Origin of the sequence: Boudabousia tangfeifanii, from assembly GCF_001856685.1 — a bacterium.
Taxonomy (GTDB): Bacteria; Actinomycetota; Actinomycetes; order Actinomycetales; family Actinomycetaceae; genus Boudabousia; species Boudabousia tangfeifanii.
In genome coordinates this window covers 1,607,046-1,630,859 of record NZ_CP017812.1, presented here as the reverse complement: position 1 = coordinate 1,630,859, position 23,814 = coordinate 1,607,046, and the positions used below count along the sequence as shown (strand labels likewise).

The window sequence follows — 23,814 nt, the reverse complement described above, 5'->3', positions numbered from 1 at the left end:
TGCGCACTGGGCAGAAAGTGGCACAATAGATAATGACGTTTAACGTAGAGCTGTAACTAGTTGCTAGCTCTGCCGAAACTACCTTGATCGGCCCGAAAGGAACCACATTGGACCTCTACGAATACCAGGCTCGAGAGCTCTTCCGACACTATGATGTGCCGGTGTTACCCGATCGGGTAGTGACCACCGCCCAGGATGCTGAAAGCGCGGCAAAAGAACTGAATGTGCCTCTGCTAGTGATTAAAGCGCAGGTGAAAACTGGTGGTCGCGGAAAAGCCGGTGGCGTGAAATTAGCAAAGACTGCTGCTGAGGCTCAAGAAAAAGCCGACCGAATCCTCGGCCTCGATATTAAGGGGCATAAAGTACGGCAGGTAATGGTTTCTGAGGCTTGTGATATTGCTTCGGAATATTACTTCTCAATCATTTTGGACCGAACTAATCGCCGTCATTTGTGCATGTGCTCCGCCCAAGGCGGGATGGACATTGAAACCTTGGCAAAGGAACATCCAGACGACTTGGCCAAGATTGGGCTAGATCCGCAGGTCGGGATTGATCATGCAAAGGCACTAGAAATCTGTGAGGCAGCTAAGATTCCAGCTGAGAATCATGAAAAAGTCGCTCCGGTGCTAGTTAAACTCTGGGAGGTTTACCAGGGCGAGGACGCCACCTTGGTGGAAGTTAACCCCTTAGTTATGACCCCAAGAGGAGAATGCCTCGCGATTGATGCGAAGGTGTCACTTGATGACAATGCTTCTTTCCGTCACCAGGCACACGCTTCCTTGGTGGATGAAAGTGCCGCGGATCCTCGCGAACAGCTAGCTAAAGAACTCGGTCTTCACTATGTGCGTTTAGCCGGTGAAGTTGGCGTGATCGGTAATGGTGCCGGTCTAGTTATGTCCACCTTGGATGTGGTGGCTTACGCCGGTGAAGCTGACGGAGTTAAACCTGCTAACTTCCTCGATATTGGTGGTGGCGCAAACGCTGAAGTGATGGCTTCAGGTTTGAAACTAATTTTGGAAGACGAACAAGTTCGCTCCGTCCTCGTCAATGTCTTCGGTGGTATTACCGCATGCGATCAAGTCGCGAATGGGATTGTTCAAGCCCTCGATATTCTGGGTGATAAAGCGACTAAGCCAATCGTGGTTCGCCTTGATGGCAACCGAGTCGAGGCCGGTCGAGAAATCTTAGCCAAAGCCAACCATCCTCTCGTGACCACCTGTGACACCATGGACGGGGCTGCTGCCACTGCCGCCAAACTAGCCGCCGCTGCGCGCCCACAAGCCTGAAAGGACTAAACATGTCGATTTTCTTAGATGGAAATGCTCGAGTACTAGTCCAAGGGATGACTGGTGCTGAAGGGATGAAACACACCAACCGTATGCTCAATGCGGGCACCAATATTGTGGGTGGGGTGAATCCTCGTAAGGACGGCCAGACCGTTTCTTTTGAAGTAACTGGTTACGGTCCGAAAGCAGCAGAAGTTGCCAACGGTACGCATGAAGTACAGGTGTATGGAACGGTACAAGCTGCGAAGGAAGCTACTGGGGCTAATGTTTCGGTCATCTTTGTGCCACCCGCATTCACTAAAGATGCTGTTTTTGAAGCAGTCGATGCCAAGTTGGATCTAGTTGTAGTGATTACCGAGGGCGTGCCGGTCGCTGATGCGGTCGCTTTCCGGCAATACGCAGCCGATCATGGCGTTAACCTGATTGGCCCTAACTGCCCTGGCATTATTACCCCAGGGGAATCAAATGTCGGTATTACCCCTGCCGATATCACCGGCACTGGTCCCGTTGGACTGGTATCCAAGTCCGGTACTTTGACTTATCAGTTGATGTACGAACTGCGTGATCTTGGCTTCTCCACCTGTATCGGTATTGGTGGCGATCCGGTTGTTGGTACCACCCACATTGATGCGATTAAGGCCTTTGAAGCTGATCCGGAAACGAAACTAATCGTCATGATTGGTGAAATCGGGGGCGATGCGGAAGAACGCGCTGCCGCCTATATCAAGGAAAATGTCACCAAACCAGTAGTGGCTTATATTGCGGGCTTTACCGCCCCTGAGGGTAAGACGATGGGACACGCTGGTGCTATCGTCTCCGGTTCTGCGGGGACTGCCGCAGCTAAAGCTGAAGCGCTAGAAGCTGTGGGAGTAAAGGTTGGTAAAACTCCAACTCAAACTGCTGAGCTAGCACGGGCTGCTTTGTCGTGAGTGCAGAGGAAACCACTCTTTCCACTCCTAGTAAAGTCACCACGGTTTCGGGTAGCGCCCAACCAAAATTGACGATGCCACATGGCTGGTCACGTCTTTTTTTGGCAGGAGTAGAAGTAGCTTTCTCCTCTTGGGCGATCGTCCTGATGCTGGTTTCGGGCACCTACGCTTTACAAGCAGATAACCGTTGGCTCTCTAACGTCGCTTGGACAACTGTGCTGGGATATGCCACCCAAATGTGGTCAGCCGCCTTGTTCGGGGGACTTAATCTGCCCAGTGGCGTAATGACGTTGCTACCTAGCGGAGCTACTTTGCTGATTTTATTGCAATCACAATTGGCTTTGAAATTGCGCAAGCAGTGCCAAATGGGCGCACTTATTTTCTTTCCTCTAGGTTTCGTGCTCTCAACTTTGGTTATTGGAGCTACGGCTGGCGTCCCCAGCCTTCTTCAAGTTTGTTTAGGTGCTGGCCTAGTATCCTTCGTAGCTATAGTTTGGCGAGCGTTGAGCCAAATCCGTGCCTACCGCCGAGAACAAGATCGTACTCTTGGCATGGTCGGAGACGAACGACGGAAAGACCCGGTGCTTAACTGGATTTGCAACCTTCCTCGGGACATTTTCCGTGGGCTAGAAATGGGCTATCAACTATTGCTGGCATTGGTGGCTTTTACTCTCGTTTTTGCAGTTGTTGTCTTAGCCGTTTCATGGCCGCGACTAACCTTGGTGACTCAAATGTTGGGCGGTTCTGGCACCGAGAACATCTTGCTAATTTTGTTGCAACTAATGTTCTTCCCAGTGCTACTTGCTTGGGCTGCAGCCTGGACTAGCGGAGCTGGGGTTTACTTGGGAGTGGGAGCCTGGCAAAGCACTGCTACCGCAAATCTAGTAACGGTTCCAGCGATTCCAGTATTAGCGGTCTTTCCTTCGCAAACCCCAGGGTTTTGGCCATTTCTTTGGCCGGTCTTTTTCGCCTTTGGGATCTATGGCGCTTGGCGTTCACGGCGTACCTTAGCGCAACTCTGGCGCGTGCTGTTAGTATCCGGGGTATTTTTCGCCCTCGTTCTAGCCCTTTGGCTTTGGACCAGTAGCGGTTCCTTGGGGGATGGCTATTGGCAGCAGGTCGGTCCTCGGTTCCTAGTTGCTTTCCCCATCATTTGGCTGGAAACATGGGGAACGTATGCGCTAACCAGGCTCATTTTTAGCACTACGGTCGTTTCTTGGGCGCGCGATAAGCGGATCAAACTAAGCACTCGCTTGCGAGCAGTGCCCGTAGGGGATGAGCCTGCAACCGCCCCTGTTTCGGAAACGAATGAACCTGCCTGAAACAGACGTGGCAAGTTAAAACAAACCTGCTAGACTGGGCACGGATCGTAACTGGCGCGAAAAAGTGGTTACCACTGGGAAGCGATCTGGTCCCCCTTGATGCGTCGCACGCCTGGGCGTTGGGGGTGTAGGAAACTGTACTTACACCGAGCATATGGGGGCTTTAATGAGCGCTTTCACCTCACCTGAAATTACCTTGAACTTTGTGCCGATTCGACGTGCACTCATTTCGGTTTACGACAAAACTGGGCTTCTAGAACTTGCGAAGGGCTTGGTTGACGCCGGGGTAGAAATCGTATCTACGGGTTCGACTGCCGCCAAGATTGCCGAGGCCGGACTACCAGTTACTGGGGTCGAAAGCGTTACCGGTTTCCCTGAGTGCCTTGAAGGGCGCGTCAAGACTTTGCATCCAAAGGTCCATGCTGGCATTCTGGCGGATCGTCGTAAGTCTGACCATGTCGCACAGCTGGAAGAACTTGAGGTTGCCCCATTCGATCTAGTGGTTTGCAATCTTTACCCCTTCACTCAAACGGTTGCGAGTGGTGCAAACTTTGACGAGTGCGTGGAACAGATCGATATTGGCGGACCTTCCATGGTTCGTGCGGCCGCTAAAAACCACCCTTCGGTGGCAGTGGTAGTTGATCCCCAGAAGTACGAGGCCGTGGTTGCGGCAGCTAAGGGAGAAGGTTTCGACCTAGCCGACCGTCGCCAGTTGGCAGCTGCTGCCTTTGCCCATACTGCTGCTTATGATGTGGCAGTATCAACTTGGATGGCACAACAACTCAATGAGGACGAGGGAACGCTACCAACCCAGCTCGCTCGCACTTGGGAACAGAAAGCCACTTTGCGCTATGGCGAAAACCCACATCAAGCTGCTGCGCTTTACACCGATGGGGGAGAAGCCGGCATTGCGAATGCCCGCCAGCTCCACGGCAAGGAAATGAGCTACAACAACTATGTTGATGCTGACGCGGCCTTGCGTGCCGCCTACGATCACCCACAACCTTGCGTGGCTGTAATCAAGCATGCTAATCCTTGTGGGATTGCGATTGCTGACGATATTGCTACGGCGCATCGTCGCGCTCACGCTTGCGATCCCGTTTCAGCTTTCGGTGGCGTGATTTGCGCAAACCGTCCGGTGACTTTGGAGCTGGCCGAGCAGATCAAGCCGATTTTCACCGAGGTGGTTTTGGCTCCCGAGTTTACCCCAGAGGCTTTGGAAGTTTTGCAGAGCAAAAAGAACTTGCGCCTCCTTGAAGTGAAGCCACCGAAGCGCGGCGGCTATGAAGTTCGTCCAGTTTCGGGAGGTGCTCTCTATCAGCGTACTGACGATGTGGACGGCGATTTTGATAGTGCCGCTAATTGGACTCTAGCTGCTGGTACCCCGGCCGATGAAGCCACCTTGGCTGACCTTGAGTTTGCTTGGCGCACTGTGCGAGCCGTGAAATCGAACGCGATTTTGCTAGTATCCGAGGGCGCCTCGGTGGGCGTTGGCATGGGACAAGTAAACCGCGTTGATTCTTGCAAACTCGCGGTCGAACGTGCCAACACTCTAGGGGCCCGTTCCACTGGCGATGCTGCTGCAGAGATTGACACGCCTGGGGGAGCGCGAGGTGCACAAGCTAAATCTGCCCCCGAGCGGGCCCGCGGAGCCGTGGCGGCCTCGGATGCCTTCTTCCCCTTTGCTGATGGCTTGCAGATCCTAATCGATGCAGGAGTCAAAGCTGTTGTGCAGCCTGGTGGATCGATCCGTGACCAAGAAGTAATCGATGCCGCAAATGCTGCTGGAATCACCATGTACCTAACTGGAGCTCGTCACTTCTTCCACTAACAGGTACAATCTTAGGGTGAATAAAAATCGGTTCTGGGTGTGGGCTGCCTCGATCATCTCGGTAGCTTTACTCATTGCCATCACCGGCTTAGCATTTGCCGGACAGCTAATCCTTGCTATTCGGATACTCGCTGCAGCTAGCATCTTGGCAGGTTTATCCCGCGTTCTTTGGCGGGGTGACGATGCTTGGTTTGCGGCAAAGCAATGGTGGATAGATGCCCTCTTCTTCTTATTAGTGGGAATCGGTCTGCTTCTGCTTTCGCCCTATGCTCTTGTTGCGGTTGGTAGCTAACACCCGAAACCTTGGTTCAAACAATTTTAAGGAGCCTCATGAAAGACCCGATCAACCCCACTATCACTGAAGCATGGACTCGTCTTGCCCAGCTAAAGTCGGAACTCGAACCAGATCTACGTGGCTGGTTTGACTCTGACCGTCAGCGAGTCGAAAAGTTTACTTTTGATGCAGCTGACCTACATGTTGATCTGTCGAAGAACTTGTTGACTGACGATGTCCTCAAGAACCTCCTAGACCTAGCCGATGAAACTGATGTGCTTGGCCGTCGCGATCAGATGTTTGCAGGCGACCACATCAACAACACGGAAGACCGCGCAGTACTCCACACCGCGCTGCGTCGTCCAGCAACCGACAAGCTAATGGTTGATGGTCAAGAAGTAGTTACCGATGTGCACTCAGTGCTCAACCGTGTCTACGACTTTGCCAACAAGGTGCGTGAAGGCCAGTGGAAGGGCATTACCGGTAAGTCCATCACTCACGTGGTGAACATCGGCATCGGTGGTTCCGACCTCGGCCCAGTCATGGTGTACGAAGCCCTCAAGCCTTACGTCAAGGAAGGCCTCGAATGCCGCTTCATTTCAAACATCGATCCTACTGACGTGGCCCAGAAGACTGCTGATTTGGATCCAGAAACCACTTTGTTCATTGTGGCTTCAAAGACCTTCACCACCCTAGAAACTTTGACCAATGCACGCTTGGCTCGCACTTGGCTGCTAGACACTTTGCGGGCGCAGGGCGCCTTGCAGGGCGATGACACCTCCGAAGCTGTTGCCAAGCACTTCGTCGCCGTTTCCACCGCCCTCGATAAGGTGGCTGAATTCGGGATCGACCCGGCTAACGCTTTCGGTTTCTGGGATTGGGTTGGCGGCCGTTACTCGGTTGATAGCGCTATCGGCACTGTCCTAGCAATCGCCCTCGGCCCAGATAACTTCGCTGACTTCCTTGCCGGCTTCAACGCCATGGATGTCCACTTCCAGCAGGCTGAACCTGAGAAGAACGTGCCATTGCTCATGGGCTTGCTCAACGTGTGGAACGTGAACTTCCTCGGAGCAGCTTCGCACGCCGTATTGCCATACGCCCAGCAGCTTCACCGTTTCCCAGCCTACCTACAGCAGCTCACCATGGAATCGAACGGAAAGTCGGTCCGTTGGGATGGAGCTCAGATTGACTACGCCACCGGCGAGATCTTCTGGGGCGAACCTGGCACCAATGGTCAGCACGCTTTCTACCAGCTAATCCACCAGGGCACTCAGCTCATTCCTGCTGATTTCATTGCTTTTGCTCGTAGTGCCTACCCACTTGCTGATGGGGAAAAGAACGTGCACGAGCTGTTCTTGTCCAACTTCTTCGCTCAAACCAAGGCTCTCGCCTTCGGTAAGACCGAGGAAGAGGTTCGCGCTGAAGGAACCGCTGAAGAAATCGTTCCGGCTCGTGTCTTTACCGGCAACAAGCCATCCACTTCGATTATGGCTCCGGCTTTGACCCCATCCGTGCTTGGTCAGTTGATTGCCCTCTACGAACACATCACCTTCGTACAAGGTGCCGTTTGGGGCGTAAACTCCTACGACCAGTGGGGCGTAGAACTTGGTAAGCAGCTTGCGTTGCAGATCTACCCAGCAGTTGCTGGTGATGAAGCTGCACTAGAGGCACAGGACGATTCCACTCAGGAACTCATCCGCTACTACCGCGAAAACCGCGGCTGAAAAAGCTGAATTAGTTTTCCCCCAACCAAAGTTTTGGTTGGGGGAAAACTAATTGTGAAGTTAAAACCGGCTACTTCGACTTGGCCTTGGTCGTGCGTTTCGTTCCAGTGGCCCGTTTGGTCGCTGTAGAACGCTTAGCTGCAGCACTGCGCTTGGTCGAACTGCTCCGCTTGGAGGAAGTGGCCCGCTTGGTACCGTTGGCTTGTTTCGTTCCGCTAGTCCGTTTAGTGCTAGTGCTCCGCTTGGCGGTAGTTGCTCGTTTGCTGCTACTTGCCCGCGTTGAACCAGTTTTTGTAGTCTTGGATTTCGCGGTGCTTTTGCGCGTGGTGCGCTTTGTTCCACCAGACTTCTTAGCGGCATTGGCCTTGGCTGTAGTCTCAGACTTGGCATTTGTTTTGGCCTTGGCTGATTCGTTCGACTTATCGTCTGTCTTGACCTCAGCCGTCTTTGTGGCCTCGGCCTTAACTACTTTTGGGTCGTCATTCGCCTCGGTCTGTTCTTCTTTGGCTGCGGCGTTTGTAGCTTCTGCTTTTTTCGCTTCCTCAGCTTCTTTGGCTTTAGCCTTTAGGGCTTCCTTTTTGGCTTTTTCTTCTGCCTTTTTCGCCTTCTTAGCTGCTTTTTCTTCGTCCTTAGCAGCCTTTTCGGCAGCTTGGGTGGCGCGTTTGCTTTCCTTTGAAATATCTTCCGGTGGCATCGTCAAGTTAAGAATGCGACGTTGTTCCGCAATGTCAAAATTGGCTTCTGGCCAACCCAGATCCATTTCTTCGAGGGTACGAGTCAGAGCCTCGGTTACCGCCGCACGAGCGTACCACTTATTGTCAGCCGGGATGGCCATCCACGGGGCAGCATCGGTCGAAGTTGAACGCAACATGGCTTGATAGACCGACTGGTAGTGATACCACTGGGAACGAACCACCAAGTCGTAGGGAGACATCTTCCAATACTTATCTGGACGATCCAGACGAGCTTGGAGACGACGGCCCTGTTCACGATATGAAACCATGAGGCAAACCTTGATAATCCGGCAACCGTCGGCAATCAGGTCTTGTTCAAACTGAGCAATCTCCGCGGCTCGCTCATTGAGCATTTCGGCCGGTGCCCCGTTCACGGCTGGCACCAAAATATCTTCATAATGCGAACGATCGAAGAAGCCAATCATGCCAGGGCCAGGAAGCGCGCGCTTAATCCGCTCAAGGAAATGTTCCTTCTGTTCGGCCTCGGTAGGTTTCTTAAAGGCTGTTAGCTTGACACCTTGTGGGTCGACCAAGCCCATGACATGACGGGCTAAACCACCTTTCCCAGCGGTGTCTAGACCTTGGGTCACTAAAAGAATTCGTTCATTGTGGCCGGTCCGACCATGGGCGAAGAGCCTTTCTTGGAGGTCATCTAGTTCCTTAGCTCGAAGGGCAAGATAGTCTTTGTAGTCTTTCTCGCTTCCAGCCCAACCTGGGGTTGCCTCCCGGTCAAATGCCGCCAAATCAAAGTGGTCATCTACTAGGAGAGCTAGACGCGGATCCGCTTCCCAGAACTCAACTTTTTTATCTTTTCCCTTGCCCATCTCATACTTCCTTCTAGTCGGAGATTACCTCTCTAATCTTACGGAAATAATTTGGTATGCGCACCATCACATTCCTGTGAGCTATTTTCGGGCCCTTAGTCACTCATGCTGGCCGAGGACGTCCTCGGCCATTGGGAGAACGAAACCCAAGAGAAAAGAAAAGTGGTGCCCCAGTGTCATCTTTGCCATAGGGAGGCTAAACTGGAAGCAGTGCCCGAACTGCGGGTATGGGTGAATCAAACGATTACCCAAAGAAGGCGCGGGAAGCCGCGCAGACTGTCTATTAAAGGAGTCTTTTCATGACGAAATCCCCGGTTACCGTAACCGTCACCGGTGCTGCTGGCCAGATTGGCTACGCCCTGTTGTTCCGCATCGCTTCTGGCGCCCTTCTCGGCCCTGACACCCCTGTCAAGCTAAACATGTTGGAAATCCCGCAGGGAGTTAAGGCGGCTGAAGGTACCGCCATGGAACTCAATGACTGCGCTTTCCCATTGCTACAGGAAATCAACATCTTCGACGATCCGAACCAGGCATTTGAAGGCGCCAACGTCGGTTTGCTCGTTGGTGCACGTCCTCGTACCAAGGGCATGGAACGCGCTGACCTATTGGCAGCAAACGGTGGCATCTTCGGTCCTCAGGGTAAGGCCATTAACGACCACGCTGCAGACGACATTCGCGTCTTGGTAGTCGGCAACCCAGCCAACACCAACGCTTTGATTGCAGCTTCGGCCGCTCCAGATGTTCCTGCCTCCCGTTTCACCGCCATGATGCGTCTTGATCACAACCGCGCTATCGCACAGTTGGCTGAAAAGGTTGGCGCTCCAGTAGCCGACATCAAGAAGATGGCTGTATGGGGTAACCACTCTGCAGACCAGTACCCAGATGTCTCCTACGCTACCGTTGCAGGCAAGCCAGCTGCTGATCTAGTTGATGCCGCATGGTTGGATGAATACTTCGTCCCAACCGTTGCTAAGCGTGGCGCCGCCATCATCGAAGCCCGCGGTGCTTCCTCCGCAGCTTCGGCCGCCAACGCCGCCATCGATCACGTTTACAACTGGGTTAATGGCACTCCAGAAGGCGATTGGGTAACTGCTGGTGTGGCCTCCGACGGCTCCTACGGTGTACCTGAAGGCCTAGTCTTCGGCTTCCCATGCACCTCCAATGGTGGCGAATGGGAAATCGTTCAGGGTCTCGAAATCTCCGACGCTACCCGCGCCGGCATCGAACGTAACATCAAGGCTCTCGAAGAAGAGCGCGATGCTGTTCGCGAACTCGGTGTGCTCTGAAATAGCTAGTTTTAAGCGAAAACTTAAAACTTTCTAGACCACTTCTAACGGGGGTGGGGTAAACCTAAAAACGGTTTACCCCACCCCCGTTAGTGCCTAAAAGAAGCAGTAATATTCGTAAAAACAAGGGAAAATTTGTTAAGGAATTTTCATTTGTTAATAACAGTTTGAGCAATTTTCGCTTTTCAGTTATCTAGACCACTCTTTGGGTGTTACACTAAAACTTAAGTCCCAACCACACAGACGTGGATGGACGAAAACTAAAGCAACCTAGCAACCGCTGGGGGCAACCTATCGGCAGCAAAGCAGCTGCCCATACTACGGAGGTAGGAAATGCGTCGTAACGCTCTGGCTATTGGATTGGTAGCCGCTATGTCCCTGTCGCTGACCGCTTGTGGCGGCAGCTCAGAAAACGCCGATTCGGGTAACTCCGGCTCCGGTGACGGCAAGCAGGTAGTAGACGTCGTCACTTGGTGGTCCGCAGGTAGTGAAAAGGAAGGCCTCGACGCCCTCGTTAAGGTCTTCAACGAACAGTTCCCGAAAGTTGAATTCGTAAACAAGGCAATCGCCGGTGGCGGTGGCTCCCAGGCTAAGCAAAAGCTTGCTACCGACCTCGCAGCCAAGAATCCACCAGACACCTACCAGGCACACGCTGGTGCAGAACTTCAGGAAGCTATTGACGCTGGATACCTCGAAGATGTTTCCAGCCTCTACGATGAGTTCAAGCTTCGTGATGCTTTCCCCAAGACTCTGCTAGATCGCTTGACTGTTGATGGCAAGATCTACTCGATTCCTACCAACATTCACCGCTCCAACGTGGTTTGGGCCAACACTGAAGTTTTGAAGGCTGCTGGTCTCGACCCAGCTAAGCCCGCCGCTGACCTAGACGGCTGGATTGCTGACATGGAAAAGGTAAAGGCGGCCGGCAAGACCCCAATTACCGTGGGTATGGCTTGGACTCAGCTAAACCTATTCGAAAACATTCTATTGGCTGACCTAGGCGCCGAAGGCTACTCCGGCCTCTTCGACGGCAAGACTGACTGGGGCGGCGACGGTGTCAAGAAGGCCATTGAACACTATGGCAAGATCCTTGACCTAGCTGACAAGTCCTTGGCAAACGAGGACTGGGAACCAGCTATGAAGCCAGTCATTGAAGGTCAGGCAGCCTACAACGTCATGGGTGACTGGGCTCTTGCCGCCTTCAACGCAGCTAACAAGAAGTCGCCAGAAGACTACGTCTACTTCCCAACCCCGGGTACCGCTGGCACCTTCAACTTCCTAGCTGACTCGTTCACCCTACCAGTTGGGGCACCACACCCAGACAACGCTAAGGATTGGTTGCAGACCTGCTCCTCCAAGGAAGGCCAGGTGGCATTCAACACCATCAAGGGTTCCATTCCAGCACGTTCTGACTTGAGCGCAGACGACCTCGCCAAGTTCTCCGAGTACCAGCAGTCCGCCATGAAGGACTTCGCTAAGGACACCATCGTTTCCTCGATCGCTCACGGCGCTGCGCTTCCTGCCCCAGTGTCCAACTCGATCAACGATGCCTTGGGCAAGTTCATCCAGGGTGCTTCTGATGGCGCTCAGCTCCAGGCTGACCTAGTCAAGGCAACCGCCTCAAAGTAAGCAATATTTATTAATCCGAGGGCGTTTGGCACATGCGCCAGCGCCCTCGGATTAATGAAATTAATCGAACTGATAGCTAACCCCGCAAAGGCGCTGGGGAATTCAGTGAGAGGAGCAAGCAACTTATGGCCAAAAAGACCAAAGCAGTATCGTCCAAGTCGAAAATCTCTTCATGGGGGCCGGGACTACTGCTAATCTCTCCATCAATCATTTTGGTAGGCGTATTTGTCTACGGCATGATTGGTGCCAATATCATCACCTCCATGAAAGACACCCACACTGCCGCGCAAGTATCTGGACGTAAGCCCAGCGACTTTGTGGGATTTAGCAACTTCGGTAAGCTTTTTGCTGACCCCGACTTCCAGCACTCTTTGATCAACCTGTTGCTGTTCACTGTGGTCTTCCTAGTCGGTACTTTGTTGATCGGGTTCCTCTGGGCTTGGTTGCTTGACCGTCCTATCAAAGGCGAAGGAATCTTCCGGTCAATCTTCATGTTCCCGATGGCGATTTCCTTCGTGGCCTCCGGTGTAGTTTGGCGCTGGCTATTGAACCCAGCAAAAGGCGAAACCGCTTCCGGTTTGAACCGACTCTTCCAGCAAGTAGGACTTGGCTTCCTGCAAAACAGCTGGACACAAAACATCACCTTTGGTGTAGTGGCCATTGCGCTTCCTGCTATTTGGCAGCTTTCTGGTTATGTGATGGCTCTGTTCCTAGCTGGCTTCCGCGGGATTCCCGACGAACTACGTGAAGCTGCCCGGGTTGACGGGGCTACCGAATGGCAGCTCTACAAGCAAATCATCTTCCCCCAGCTTGCTCCGATCGCCCTTTCGGCTGTGATCATCATTGGCCACATGTCCCTCAAGTCATTCGACTTGATTATGTCGATTACCGATCAGCGTACCTACTCAACCAAGGTGCCAGCGATCGATATGTTCAACGCCATGACTGACAATGACTACTCGAATGCTGCCGCCATCGGTACGATTTTGCTAGTCATCGTGGCGATCTTCGTGGTGCCCTACTTGATCCACGATTCTAAGGAGAGTGCTAAGCGATGAACGAGACAGCTAAGAAAAACGTTTTCCCGTGGGGAACACTCGTCCGCTACATCCTGTTGTTAGCTTCCCTCACGCTCGTTTTGATTCCGGTTTACGTTTTGTTCGTAACCTCCTTCAAGACTTCAGCCGATGCGGACCCTTCGCGCACTTGGATGCTGCCCCAACTTTGGGATGCCACCAACTGGGGACGAGCATGGGATACTTTGTACCCCAGCTTGATTAACTCCCTCTCCTTGGTGATCCCTTCTTCCATCATCTCCGCCATGTTGGGTTCGATGAACGGTTTCGTCCTTTCAAAATGGCGTTTCCCCGGTGCAAACATTGTCTTCACCTTGATTCTCTTCGGGATGTTCTTGCCCTACCAGGCCGTAATGATTCCGTTGATGAACTTGGTGACCAATGCTGGCATCGGTTTTGGGATTCCCACCCTAATCATGATGCACGTGGTTTTCGGTATTCCGATTACCACCCTGATTTTCCGTAACTACTACGAAACCATTCCCGGTGAATTGATTGAAGCTGCCCGCGTCGATGGCGCCGGCATGCTCCGCACCTACTTCTCAGTAGTACTTCCTATTTCCATTCCATCCTTCGTGGTGGTCTTGATTTGGCAGTTCACCTCGGCATGGAACGACTTCCTCTTCGCCCTCTTCTTCGGTGGTTCGAAGGATCCAGTCGTCACCGTCGCCCTGAACAACCTCGCACACGGTTCGATCATGGCCGACTACGGTGCTTCCATGGCCGGCGCATTGATTGCGTCGATCCCAACCTTGCTGGTCTACATCGCCCTCGGCAAGTACTTTGTCGGTGGTCTCATGTCCGGCTCAGTTAAGGGCTAAAAACACCCAAAGTTTTCGGGGTCGGGGAGTAATCCTCGGCCCCAAAACTTTGCCCCAAAAACTGGAAAACAATAAAAGTTAGCAAGACGAAAAATAGCGAAACCAGTTAGACTAACGGCATGGAAAATAGTGTGATGCAACAAGACCTAGCCACTTTCGATCCCGAGATCGCCAAATGCCTTGACGCCGAGCTCGGCCGCCAGCGCGATACGCTCGAAATGATCGCTTCGGAAAACTTCGTACCGCCCTCGGTACTTACCGCGCAGGGCTCGGTACTAACCAACAAATATGCTGAAGGTTATCCGGGTCGTCGCTACTATGGTGGTTGCGAACACGTAGATGTCGTTGAAGAACTAGCCATTAGCCGGGCCAAGTCAGTATTTAAAGCCGAATATGTCAATGTGCAGCCACATTCTGGCGCCCAGGCGAATGCGGCAGTACTTCACGCCCTCGCTAAGCCAGGGGATACCCTCCTCGGATTGTCGCTAGCCCACGGTGGTCACCTGACCCACGGTATGCATCTAAACTTTTCCGGCAAAAACTACCACGCAACTGCCTATGGGGTAGAAAAAGAAACCAGCCTGCTGGACATGGATCGGGTCCGCGAAACCGCCCTCGAACACCGTCCGACTGTATTGATTGCTGGCTGGTCAGCCTACCCGCGTCACATTGACTTCGCCGCTTTTAGAGCTATTGCTGATGAAATCGGGGCAGTACTTTGGGTCGATATGGCTCACTTTGCTGGTCTAGTTGCCGCCGATCTGCACCCCAGCCCGATTCCTTTTGCAGACGTAGTTTCTACCACTGTTCACAAGACTTTGGGTGGTCCGCGTTCAGGCATGATTCTCTCGGGTAGCACCGAACACGCGAAAGCACTCAACTCCGCTGTCTTCCCAGGCCAGCAAGGTGGCCCCTTGATGCATGTCATCGCGGCCAAGGCCGTCGCCATGAAGATGGCGGCTACCGAAGAATTTAAACAGCGGCAAGAACGCACCTTGGAAGGCGCCAAGATTATTGCCGATCGCCTCAACCAAGCAGATGTGGCCGCAGCGGGGGTCAAGGTGCTCACCGGTGGAACTGACGTGCACCTAGTTCTCGTAGATTTGCGTGATAGTAAGCTCGACGGGCAGATGGCTGAAGACCTCTTGCACGAGGTCGGCATTACCGTCAACCGCAATGCCGTGCCATTTGATCCTAGGCCGCCACGAGTCACCTCCGGCTTGCGCATCGGCACTCCCGCCTTGGCCACCCGTGGCTTTGGCGCCCAAGAATTCACTGAGGTTGCCGATATTATTGCTCAGGCATTGATCAACGGTCAGGGCGCCGACCTCGGCCAGCTACAAAACCGAGTCAAGAAGCTAACCGAAGACTTCCCCCTTTACCCGCAAATCGGCAACCTAGTCTGATAGGAAAATCGTTAAATGAGAGCACCTTGGAATGGCCCGGCGAAAGTTCTCGACGGGAAAGCAACTGCCGCCCAAATTAAGTCAGAACTTGCCGCTCGAGCTAAAGCACTACAGGCCCGGGGGATTGAACCAAATCTAGGCACAATTCTAGTGGGCGATGATCCGGGCTCGAAGGCTTATGTGGCCGGTAAACACCGCGACTGTGCAGAAATCGGAATCAAATCCACTCAGGTGGAACTACCTGGCGACGTTAGTACCGAGGACGTTCTGGCCAAGGTACAAGAGCTAAACGAGGACCCTACTGTTACGGCCTACATTGTGCAGCTACCGTTGCCCAAGCAGGTTGATACTAATCGAGTGCTTTTGGCGATTGACCCGGCTAAAGACGCTGATGGACTTCATCCATTAAATCTTGGGAAGCTCGTCCTTGGCGTCAATGAAGAGATCGACTCACCATTGCCTTGCACCCCTAGAGCCTGTTTGGAATTAATGACCCGATACGGCATCGAACTCGGTGGCAAAAATATTTGTGTGGTTGGCAGGGGAGTGACCGTTGGGCGCACCTTCGGGCTGCTTGCTGGTCGCAAAGCGGTAAACGCCACTGTCACCACCTGCCACACTGGTACCAAAGATCTGACCAGCCACACTTTGGCCGCTGAAGTTATCATCGCGGCCTCGGGACAACCAGGCATTATTACTCCAGAAATGGTGCAGCCGGGGGCCATCGTCCTCGATGTCGGTGTTAGCCGAGTCTCGCAAGGTGAAGGTAAACCTGCTCGTTTAAGTGGAGATGTGGCCGATGGGGTCGACCAAGTTGCCTCCTACTTGTCACCAAACCCAAACGGAGTCGGGCCGATGACTCGCGCCCTGCTACTAACCAACGTGGTAGAAGCTGCTGAGAGAAACGCCCAGTAGCAAAAACCACTTTGCATTCTGCCTATGGGAAAAAATATTTCTCATAGGCATCTTGCTGCCCTGATTAGAAACAACTTTGCTAAGGTGATACCAACAGAAAAGAGGTTTCCATGGCAGAACTACAAGCCTTAACTTTAAGCCGACTAGAAGCGGAACTAGACCGCCAACAGCTAAATTATGCGCCCGCAGGCCCAGACCAACTTGGGCTTGGATACGGGCAAGCAGTAGTTATCTTCGGGCTAGATGACGGTGGTGTCAGCTATGAACGCGTGCTGTTCAATGCTGCCTTCCCTCCGGAAGAAGCCCCCAAGCTACGCGAGTTTACCAATGAATGGAACTCAACTAAGTTCGGCCCCAAGGTATTTTTGCTACCGCTTGATAGCGAATCGGACGATCAGCTACAGATTGTGGCTGAGTACCCGATCGTGCTACGTACCTGGAGCGACGATCAGGTCAGTATGTTCGTCAATGTTTCACTCGCAATGGCACAACAACTGGAAGAGGAACTCATTGCACGGTTCCCGAACTACTTTGAGGCGGAGGAAACCGAATGAGCAACGAGATCACTCATGTCACCTTGGAGCGGATGAAAGCCGCTTTGAAAGAACTAGGTTATGAAGTGGGTGAACAGCAAGAAACTCTTTTCGCCACTTTCAATGAGTTCCCGGTGATTATCCGCAAAGAAATGGCTGCCCCCTTCTTACTAGTGCGTGGATGGCTACCCGAGCCGTTGCCGCCCTCGTCCAAAGATGACATTTTGCTGTGGATCGAAGGTCAGCACCAGGCAGAATACTTCCCCAAATCATTCGTTGATAATACCGAGGGCGGGCTAGACTTTTTTGCCGAGGTTTACCAGCCAATTATGAGCGGGATGAACGATGAGCAGTTAAAACTAATGGTCGAAACTGCACTGGAATCGGTCGTTGCTCGTCTGACCCACGCTACTCGTCGCTTTAGTCAACGCTGAGAGGAACTAATGACTTTTACCATCACTACCTGTAACGTCAACGGGATTCGCGCTGCCATGCGCAAGGGGATGGAAAGCTGGTGGGCACAAACCAGCGCCGACGTGGTTTTGTTGCAGGAGGTTCGCGCCCCTGATGACATTCTCAGGAAACTAATACCTGAAGACTGGCACCTAGTCTCCTCGGCCTGCAAGATAAAAGGTCGCGCTGGGGTTGCGATTGCCTCACGAACTCCGCTTTCTGAGGTAACTTTCGGAGTCCAAGAAGAAGAACCTCCGGTTGATACCGGGCGCTGGCTTGAAGCTACCGTAGATACTCCTATGGGGAAGCTGCGGGTAGTAAGCGCTTATTTGCATTCAGGTCAGGTCGGCACTGAAAAAATGGACCAGAAATATGCCCACTTGGCTCTAGTTAGCCAGCGCTTGCAGGACTTGAAGAAGCAAAGCGCGGTAGTCTGTGGTGATTTCAATATCGTTCACACCGAAAAAGACATCAAAAACTGGAAGTCTAATCATAATAAGACCGCCGGAGTTTTGGACGAAGAAATTGCTTTTCTAGATAAATGGTTTGGCGATGGTTGGGTTGATGTCCAACGTCAACTAGCCGGAGCTGAAGCCCAAGGGCCATACACCTGGTGGTCACAGCGAGGAAAAGCTTTCGATAATGATGCTGGCTGGCGGATCGACTACCAAATGGCTACTCCCGATTTCGCTGGGAAAGCTACCAGTTTTGAGATTGGTCGGGCCTCTTCCTACGACACGCGTTGGACTGACCATGCACCACTGACGGTCGTCTATCAAGACTAAACAAAAGCTTTTGGGGCAACTACTTAACCAGTAGTTGCCCCAAAATAATTCTCTGAAGTCGTTTAGACGAATTGCCCGCTAATAGTTTGGGCCTCCCAAAAGCGGGAGGCCCAAACTTATTTAACCAGAAAATCAGGCTTCAGTTTTCGGTGGCTTTGCAGTGGTCTGCAATAGCGGAGCACCCAAAACGGCGCTATCGGCTAGTGGGCCGGTAACTTCTGCAAACTTCTTGGAGTTGGTTACCAAGACTGCAGTAATCGGTGAGAAGCCAGCAGCTTCGATCTTCGCGCGGTCGAAACGAACCAGCTCGGTACCAGCGCTGACGCGATCGCCCTTAGCCACTAGTACTTCAAAACCTTCACCATTCATGGTGACAGTATCGATACCGACGTGGATCAAAAGCTCGATGCCATTATCCAAGCGAATTCCGAATGCGTGGCCGGTTTGAGCGGCAACTACGATAGTGCCGTCTCCCGGCGAGACCACGGTATTACCGGTGGGGTCAACCCCAACGCCCTTGCCCATCTTGCCGCCGGCAAAGACTGGATCTGGGATTTCACTTAGTTCCATAGCCTTGCCCTGTAGTGGGGCAGTTACTTCGGTAACCGCATCAGGTAGCAAAGCGGTCTTCGCTGGTTTAGTGGCTACGGCAGTGGCGGTGCCAGCAGAGGTAGCAGCGGCTGCAGCAGCCGCAGGTGCTTCAGCCTTAGAAGCAGCTTCCTTAGCGTCCGCAGCGACCTCGGCCTTAACTGGCTCTTCGTAACCGCGCCACAAAGTGGCAACCAAAGCGCCGAAGAAGGCTACTAGGATACCAACCATGTAAAGCACGGTGGGGGAGAATACTGGGATAGTGAACAACGAGGTGAAGACGAAGGCAGAAGCCTTCACACCACCAAAGATGCCCATGGTCAAACCACCGAGGAAACAGCCGACCAACATTGGTGGGTAAACGCGCTTGTAACGTAGGTGGATACCGTAAAGCGAAGGCTCCGAGATACCACCGAGCAAACCAGCGGCCAAAGCACCGATGGCGGTCTGACGAAGCTGCTTGTTGCCACGGCGTGAAGAAAGAATCAAAACTGCGGCAGTAGTACCGAAGCAAGCAAAGTTCCAAGCACCCATTGGGCCCTGAATGAAGTCGTAACCCAAGGTGTTGATGTTGACGAGCATGAGGGCGTTTAGTGGCCAGTGCAAGCCTAGTGGCACCAAGAATGGGTAGAGCAGTGGAATGATAATCGCAAAGAGCAACGGTACGGAGTTGTTCAAGAACGCCAAATAATACCGAGGCCGTTACCCAACCAGATGCCCAATGGGCCAATCAAGAAAGCGGTCATTGGGATCATAATCAGCATGGTGAGGAACGGAACGAAAACCATGTGAACGGTTGCTGGAATTACCTTCTGCCACAGGCGGTAAACCAGTGCCAAAATCGCCACCATAATCAAAGGAACGAAGACCTGGCCACCGTAATCACTTAGCTGCATTGGCAAACCGAAAATGGTTGCAGTGCACTGCTGAGTATGAAGGGTTTCATTCTCCACGCAATGAGTTGAAGGGAAACCCTGAGCTGCCAAAGTTTGCAGCCCAATGAAGTTCGGGGTCATAACCGCAGCCATAGTGGCGGCGCCAACCCATGGGTCTACGCGCAGTTTCTTAGCCGCGTTGTAGGCCACCATGATTGGTAGGAAGTAGAAAACGGAACGCCACATGGCATCCAAGAAGTGCCAAGAAACGCCCTTGTTAGGATCGCGGAAGTCCACCAAACCCATTGCATCCAAAATAGCGGCAATGGTGATGAACATGGAGGCGCCCAACAAAACGCCCAAGAGTGGGCGGAAAGAATCAGACAAGTACTCGAAGAAAGCGTCGACATAAGCATTCTTGCCCTTAGCCTTAGCGCGGGCTGCAGCCTTAACAGCTGCATCAGACATTTCGCCATCTTCGTCATCATCGTCGCTACTGCCACGCTGAGCCATGCCAGGTTCATGCATAATGTCATCGTAAACAGCAGAGACACCGCCGCCGATAACTACCTGTACACCAGTGTTTCCCTGAGGGACCACGCCGAGGACGCCATCGAGGGCGTCGAGGGCATCAACATCTGCCTTAGATGTATCAGCCAAAGTGAAGCGAAGACGAGTAGCGCAGTGTGTCAAGAAGGTGACGTTTTCTGCTCCACCCACCAGCCTCAAAATTTCAGACTGTAGAGTAGCCATATTTTTCCTTTAATTGCGTTGAATAAAAGCGATTGCCATAATCGCAGAAAGCTCCATGCTTACTATCAAGGTTAAGGAAGGAGGGCAGAAGGTGCGAGTTATAAGACTAATTCACCCGAAACCTCACAAAATAAAGGAAAATCTGTTTAAGTAAGTCAAGAAAAATGGAAGTTAGGGGGTATGCCCTGGCCAACTGCGTAGCTTTTCCAAAAAATATGGATACTTTCTGCTTAAAGCCTTACCACCTGAGGTAATGGCAAGCCATAAAGAACCAACTCCCCAAAGTAAGCTGAATACTACGCTCAGCCAAGTCAAAGTGGGAACGAAATTAGCTAGCGCAAAGTACAGGGCTACCGGTGGAATCGCCAAAATCATCGAGACAATCGAAATCGCTATCATCATCAGCGCTTGGAAAAATTGATGTCCTGCGCCCTCATTACTAAAAGCACCAGCTTTCGGAGACTTAACCGCTAAGACCCAGTTTCCGCCAGCAAAAATCCCGGCACTCGCTCCAGAGAGCCAAAAGGCGAAAACTAGCACCGCTAATAAGACAGACGAAACCTGTGGCACCAACATTGGCAAGACGATTAACGCGATCAAATTCAACGGCAACTGCCAAGCGAAAGCTGCCACGACCCGTCCCAATAAGTCCGTTTTACCTGGAACACCAGCAACCACCTGATGCCAAAGTGCGGTCGAATCCAAAGAAACTGTGGTCATCAGTGAGATGCCCAGTAAAAGGGAACCGTAAACAATAAAGAAATAAAAGGGAGCGAGGGTTGTGCCATCATCGATTTTCATGAAGTCTGAACGAGCAGTTATCACTGCTAAGACATCCAACATGATGATTGCGGGCAACGACATAGAGTAGCGTGAATCCTTAAACCAATAACGCCACGACCTTGCGGCGATTGCACTACTGGCTGGACTTAAGCCTAAATGCGCAAAGCGGTCAGCCATTACTAAGGGGTGGCTGTGGCTTTGTTTCGTTGCAGTCTTAGCGACTTGTTGAGGGCGGTTAATCTGGCGCACCCCGCCCTCGGCCCGCCCATGCATCGCAAAAGCCAACTCGCGATGGTACCAAAAATACAACAGCACTAAGAGCGCCAAGTTAACTACGAATACGACGACGGCTAGCAGCCAACTACTCGATTGTGCCAACAGTGGCAAAGTGAAGGCCGAAAATAACGGGACGAACTGCAGAACCTGATAGATGGTCTGAAAAATAGCCATCCAATTAATCTGCAAGCTGGCTAAGTAGTTCGAGCCCACTCCAGCAAAAACACCGACAGTAAGCAGGAGGAGTGCTCCGATAGTCGACACAAGTTCACGCTTGCCCCGCCGTTCCCTAAAGTACGATCCTAGTTTGGCCCCTAAAGCTCGTGACAACATCCAAGTAATCGCAAATCCTAATAGACTCCCGAAAACACTGATTACGGCAAGTAAGGGTTCTCCCACAACTATCCATGCGGCCAAGGGAGCTAACGATAATAAGAGGAAAAATAGCCACCAAACAGGGAATAAAGCGGCAATTAAAAGAGAATTTCCTAGCTTTTTCGAGGGGGCTAAAAACGGGGAAAATAACTCGGGCGAAAGAGTCCGGTCGAAGCCGGTATAAAGCAGGGGTATCAGAATTAAGGCCACTACTAGGACTTCTTGTGCGCCGATCAGTGCTAATGGCACATAGGGGGCGCTGGACTGATACATCAAGGCTGAAACAACGGCAACGCTGAGGCCAACCAATGCACCTAAGGCGTAGACCAAGCCAATGATGATGCCAACTAGCACAGAAGTTTGGCGTTTGGCTCCATTCCAAGTTGAGCGAAGTCTTAGTCTAACGAGGGTGCTAACCATGCAATGTCACCACCCTCGCGATGCCGACCCACCAATTCTTCAAACCGGGTGTCAAGATCTTGACCTTGTGCGACCTCTGACAAAGTTCCGGCAGCTTTAACCACACCATGATCGATCACTGCCACATGAGTGCAAATCTTTTGCACGGTATCCATTACGTGGGAAGAGAGGATTACCGTTCCGCCTTTTTGGCAAAAGCTGTGCAACATTTCTTTAATCGTTGCGGCCGAGATGGGGTCTACCGATTCAAAAGGCTCATCGAGGACGAGGACGGAAGGGGAGTGAACTAGAGCGCAAGCTAGCAAAATCTTTTTGCGCATACCGGCGGAATAATCCAAGACCAATTTGTCGCCGGCATCTTCCAGCCCTAACGCGTTGAGTAGATCGGCAGTCCGCTCACGTACTAGATTGGCTGGAAGTCCATGAAGTAATCCAGTGTACGTTACCAAGTCTGGGCCGGATAGACGGTCGAAGGTGAAGACTCCATCAGGTAAAACGCCAAGTAAAGCTTTTGCTTTTTCTGAATCTTGCCAGACATTTACCCCGAGTACACTCACTTGTCCAGCAGTTGGTTGCAACATACCGGTGGCCATGGACAGCATAGTGGTTTTACCAGCACCGTTTGGGCCCACGATTCCGTAAAACGAGCCACGTGGAATATCGAGAGAGATATCTCGACAAGCGACAAAGTCGCCAAAGACGCGAACTAGATTGCGCATACTTAGGGCTGCTTGGGGGTTCAAATCGGTAGTGTTATGCATTTAACTATTATACCTGAAGAGCTTTTAGGTGAAAGCTGTGTCTATTAGAAAATTGTGTCCTAATTTAGTTTGGAAAGTTGCGCTAGTCTCAAAAGGGTTGGATGTGAGTTAAAATAAGGCTCTCGATTTGCGAAAGAGGTGTTAAGGCGGCATAATGGACGACGGACTTTCCGCCCTAGTGTAATGGTAGCACGCAGGCTTTTGGTGCCTTGTGGTCTGGGTTCGAATCCTGGGGGCGGAGCAAATAACATGTTATTCATGTTGTTAACTGACCTGCTAGAATCAGCTATGTTGGTTCACTTTTGAGTGTGGAATCCTGCAAAAGAAAGCTTGTAAAGAATGCGTCCAGCAGCAGTCATTATTTTAGCGGCCGGTAAGGGCACGCGAATGAAGTCCCCGCTACCTAAAGTTTTACATCCACTTGCAGGAAAATCTTTACTAGAACGAGCTATTATCGCTGCGCAAGCCCTAGATCCAAGAGTTCTTGGGGTAGTGGTTCGTCATGAACGCGATATGGTCGTTGAACACTTATCTCAGGTAGCCCCCAACGCAATCCCGCTTGATCAAGATGAAATCCCAGGAACTGGTCGAGCATTAGCCTGCGCTTTAGAGCAGTTGCAGGACAAAGACTACAACCTTGATGGACCAGTGGTGGTCACCAGTGGCGATGTGCCACTACTTTCGGGGAAAACTTTACAAAACTTTGTAGCGGCGCATGAAGCTGCAAACGCAACCGTTTCGGTTGCTGGTGCGCGATTGGCAGATCCTACTGGATACGGTCGACTAGTCGAAGAAGACGGAAAACTCGTAGCCATCGTAGAACATGCTGATGCCACCGAAGAACAACGACAGATCGACCTGATTAACGCAGGTATTTATGTGTTTGATGGTCGTTTTGCCCTAGAGGCATTACAAAAACTTGGTAGCGACAACGCTCAAGGTGAGGTTTACTTGACCGACCTCGTTGGTATCGCCACTGAATCTGGTTTGCCTGCTCAGAGCTATCTGATTGCGGATACCTGGGAAGTAACTGGATGTAATGATCCCCAACAACTCGCGGAACTAGAAGCCGAATACTATCGTCGTCATCCGCAAGAACAAGACTCGGTAAATGCCATCGACGCTGGCATGCCCGTCAAAGAGAATAAATAGAAT

Annotated in this window: 19 protein-coding genes, 1 tRNA gene, 1 pseudogene and 1 riboswitch; of the genes and pseudogenes, 17 read left to right on the top strand and 4 right to left on the bottom strand. The window is 52.1% G+C overall.

Annotation, left to right across the window (positions count from 1 at the left end):
- Positions 1-107: 107 nt before the first annotated feature.
- The 6 genes from sucC to pgi all read left to right on the top strand — a co-directional run bounded on the left by sucC (position 108) and on the right by pgi (position 7,366).
- Entirely contained in the window at positions 108-1,286 is a 1,179-nt protein-coding gene (gene sucC / locus BK816_RS06705) for an ADP-forming succinate--CoA ligase subunit beta (protein WP_071164481.1), read from the top strand.
- Positions 1,287-1,297: 11 nt separating this feature from the next.
- On the top strand, positions 1,298-2,215 hold the full coding sequence (sucD, locus tag BK816_RS06700; protein WP_071164480.1) for a succinate--CoA ligase subunit alpha: 918 nt from the start codon (positions 1,298-1,300) through the stop codon (positions 2,213-2,215).
- Positions 2,212-3,537, top strand: coding sequence for a cell division protein PerM (locus tag BK816_RS06695; protein ID WP_071164479.1), 1,326 nt, complete (start codon positions 2,212-2,214; stop codon positions 3,535-3,537). Before sucD ends, BK816_RS06695 begins: the two co-directional genes overlap by 4 nt.
- A 37-nt stretch (positions 3,538-3,574) precedes the next feature.
- Positions 3,575-3,662: riboswitch (ZMP/ZTP riboswitch) on the top strand.
- A 41-nt stretch (positions 3,663-3,703) separates the two neighbouring features.
- Positions 3,704-5,368: a bifunctional phosphoribosylaminoimidazolecarboxamide formyltransferase/IMP cyclohydrolase gene (gene purH / locus BK816_RS06690; RefSeq protein WP_071164478.1), complete on the top strand. Its 1,665-nt coding sequence runs from the start codon at positions 3,704-3,706 to the stop codon at positions 5,366-5,368.
- Positions 5,369-5,384: 16 nt separating this feature from the next.
- Positions 5,385-5,660 carry a hypothetical protein gene (locus BK816_RS06685; RefSeq protein WP_071164477.1) on the top strand — a complete coding sequence of 92 codons (276 nt, stop codon included), beginning with the start codon at positions 5,385-5,387 and terminating at the stop codon, positions 5,658-5,660.
- 38 nt (positions 5,661-5,698) lie between these two features.
- A complete protein-coding gene (gene pgi / locus BK816_RS06680; RefSeq protein WP_071164476.1) occupies positions 5,699-7,366 on the top strand; it encodes a glucose-6-phosphate isomerase in 1,668 nt (555 codons plus the stop codon).
- Positions 7,367-7,436: 70 nt separating this feature from the next.
- On the opposite strand, the gene BK816_RS06675 is transcribed toward pgi, so the two are convergent.
- On the bottom strand, positions 7,437-8,924 hold the full coding sequence (locus BK816_RS06675; RefSeq protein WP_071164475.1) for a PPK2 family polyphosphate kinase: 1,488 nt from the start codon (positions 8,922-8,924) through the stop codon (positions 7,437-7,439).
- 299 nt (positions 8,925-9,223) lie between these two features.
- Here BK816_RS06675 and BK816_RS06670 point away from each other — a divergent pair, with 299 nt between their 5' ends.
- The 9 genes from BK816_RS06670 to BK816_RS06630 all read left to right on the top strand — a co-directional run bounded on the left by BK816_RS06670 (position 9,224) and on the right by BK816_RS06630 (position 17,828).
- A complete protein-coding gene (locus tag BK816_RS06670) occupies positions 9,224-10,210 on the top strand; it encodes a malate dehydrogenase (RefSeq protein ID WP_071164474.1) in 987 nt (328 codons plus the stop codon).
- Between the two features lie 333 nt (positions 10,211-10,543).
- On the top strand, positions 10,544-11,839 hold the full coding sequence (locus BK816_RS06665; RefSeq protein WP_071164473.1) for an ABC transporter substrate-binding protein: 1,296 nt from the start codon (positions 10,544-10,546) through the stop codon (positions 11,837-11,839).
- A gap of 125 nt (positions 11,840-11,964) precedes the next feature.
- A complete protein-coding gene (locus tag BK816_RS06660) occupies positions 11,965-12,897 on the top strand; it encodes a carbohydrate ABC transporter permease (RefSeq protein ID WP_071164472.1) in 933 nt (310 codons plus the stop codon).
- Complete coding sequence (locus BK816_RS06655; protein WP_071164471.1) at positions 12,894-13,736, top strand: carbohydrate ABC transporter permease; 843 nt, start codon at positions 12,894-12,896, stop codon at positions 13,734-13,736. The genes BK816_RS06660 and BK816_RS06655 overlap by 4 nt, the downstream gene beginning before the upstream one ends.
- A gap of 119 nt (positions 13,737-13,855) precedes the next feature.
- Positions 13,856-15,142 carry a serine hydroxymethyltransferase gene (gene glyA, locus BK816_RS06650; RefSeq protein WP_071164470.1) on the top strand — a complete coding sequence of 429 codons (1,287 nt, stop codon included), beginning with the start codon at positions 13,856-13,858 and terminating at the stop codon, positions 15,140-15,142.
- Positions 15,143-15,157: 15 nt separating this feature from the next.
- The gene (locus BK816_RS06645) at positions 15,158-16,057 is read left to right on the top strand and encodes a bifunctional methylenetetrahydrofolate dehydrogenase/methenyltetrahydrofolate cyclohydrolase (RefSeq protein ID WP_071164469.1); all 900 of its coding nucleotides are present in this window, start codon (positions 15,158-15,160) and stop codon (positions 16,055-16,057) included.
- 110 nt (positions 16,058-16,167) lie between these two features.
- The gene (locus BK816_RS06640; protein WP_071164468.1) at positions 16,168-16,611 is read left to right on the top strand and encodes a YbjN domain-containing protein; all 444 of its coding nucleotides are present in this window, start codon (positions 16,168-16,170) and stop codon (positions 16,609-16,611) included.
- Positions 16,608-17,024 carry a hypothetical protein gene (locus tag BK816_RS06635; RefSeq protein ID WP_071164467.1) on the top strand — a complete coding sequence of 139 codons (417 nt, stop codon included), beginning with the start codon at positions 16,608-16,610 and terminating at the stop codon, positions 17,022-17,024. The genes BK816_RS06640 and BK816_RS06635 overlap by 4 nt, the downstream gene beginning before the upstream one ends.
- A gap of 9 nt (positions 17,025-17,033) precedes the next feature.
- Complete coding sequence (locus BK816_RS06630; RefSeq protein WP_071164466.1) at positions 17,034-17,828, top strand: exodeoxyribonuclease III; 795 nt, start codon at positions 17,034-17,036, stop codon at positions 17,826-17,828.
- 132 nt (positions 17,829-17,960) lie between these two features.
- Here BK816_RS06630 and BK816_RS09835 read toward each other — a convergent pair.
- The 3 genes and pseudogenes from BK816_RS09835 to BK816_RS06615 all read right to left on the bottom strand — a co-directional run bounded on the left by BK816_RS09835 (position 17,961) and on the right by BK816_RS06615 (position 22,659).
- Positions 17,961-20,044 (bottom strand): annotated as a pseudogene (locus tag BK816_RS09835) (glucose PTS transporter subunit IIA).
- 171 nt (positions 20,045-20,215) lie between these two features.
- Entirely contained in the window at positions 20,216-21,898 is a 1,683-nt protein-coding gene (locus tag BK816_RS06620; RefSeq protein ID WP_156981999.1) for a hypothetical protein, read from the bottom strand.
- Entirely contained in the window at positions 21,874-22,659 is a 786-nt protein-coding gene (locus BK816_RS06615; protein WP_071164464.1) for an ABC transporter ATP-binding protein, read from the bottom strand. The genes BK816_RS06620 and BK816_RS06615 overlap by 25 nt, the downstream gene beginning before the upstream one ends.
- A 169-nt stretch (positions 22,660-22,828) precedes the next feature.
- Here BK816_RS06615 and BK816_RS06610 point away from each other — a divergent pair.
- Both BK816_RS06610 and BK816_RS06605 read left to right on the top strand, forming a co-directional pair.
- Positions 22,829-22,900 (top strand) — tRNA-Gln (locus BK816_RS06610).
- 98 nt (positions 22,901-22,998) lie between these two features.
- Positions 22,999-23,811 (top strand): NTP transferase domain-containing protein, encoded by an 813-nt coding sequence (locus BK816_RS06605; protein WP_071164463.1) that lies wholly within the window; start codon positions 22,999-23,001, stop codon positions 23,809-23,811.
- Positions 23,812-23,814 lie beyond the last annotated feature (3 nt).

Coding starts and splice junctions, on each gene's coding strand:
- sucD (WP_071164480.1), top strand. CDS start 1,298: ATGTCGATTTTCTTAGATGGAAATGCTCGAGTACTAGTCCAAGGGATG.
- purH (WP_071164478.1), top strand. CDS start 3,704: ATGAGCGCTTTCACCTCACCTGAAATTACCTTGAACTTTGTGCCGATT.
- pgi (WP_071164476.1), top strand. CDS start 5,699: ATGAAAGACCCGATCAACCCCACTATCACTGAAGCATGGACTCGTCTT.
- BK816_RS06675 (WP_071164475.1), bottom strand. CDS start 8,924: ATGGGCAAGGGAAAAGATAAAAAAGTTGAGTTCTGGGAAGCGGATCCG.
- BK816_RS06670 (WP_071164474.1), top strand. CDS start 9,224: ATGACGAAATCCCCGGTTACCGTAACCGTCACCGGTGCTGCTGGCCAG.
- BK816_RS06665 (WP_071164473.1), top strand. CDS start 10,544: ATGCGTCGTAACGCTCTGGCTATTGGATTGGTAGCCGCTATGTCCCTG.
- BK816_RS06660 (WP_071164472.1), top strand. CDS start 11,965: ATGGCCAAAAAGACCAAAGCAGTATCGTCCAAGTCGAAAATCTCTTCA.
- BK816_RS06655 (WP_071164471.1), top strand. CDS start 12,894: ATGAACGAGACAGCTAAGAAAAACGTTTTCCCGTGGGGAACACTCGTC.
- glyA (WP_071164470.1), top strand. CDS start 13,856: ATGGAAAATAGTGTGATGCAACAAGACCTAGCCACTTTCGATCCCGAG.
- BK816_RS06645 (WP_071164469.1), top strand. CDS start 15,158: ATGAGAGCACCTTGGAATGGCCCGGCGAAAGTTCTCGACGGGAAAGCA.
- BK816_RS06640 (WP_071164468.1), top strand. CDS start 16,168: ATGGCAGAACTACAAGCCTTAACTTTAAGCCGACTAGAAGCGGAACTA.
- BK816_RS06635 (WP_071164467.1), top strand. CDS start 16,608: ATGAGCAACGAGATCACTCATGTCACCTTGGAGCGGATGAAAGCCGCT.
- BK816_RS06630 (WP_071164466.1), top strand. CDS start 17,034: ATGACTTTTACCATCACTACCTGTAACGTCAACGGGATTCGCGCTGCC.
- BK816_RS06620 (WP_156981999.1), bottom strand. CDS start 21,898: ATGGTTAGCACCCTCGTTAGACTAAGACTTCGCTCAACTTGGAATGGA.
- BK816_RS06615 (WP_071164464.1), bottom strand. CDS start 22,659: ATGCATAACACTACCGATTTGAACCCCCAAGCAGCCCTAAGTATGCGC.
- BK816_RS06605 (WP_071164463.1), top strand. CDS start 22,999: ATGCGTCCAGCAGCAGTCATTATTTTAGCGGCCGGTAAGGGCACGCGA.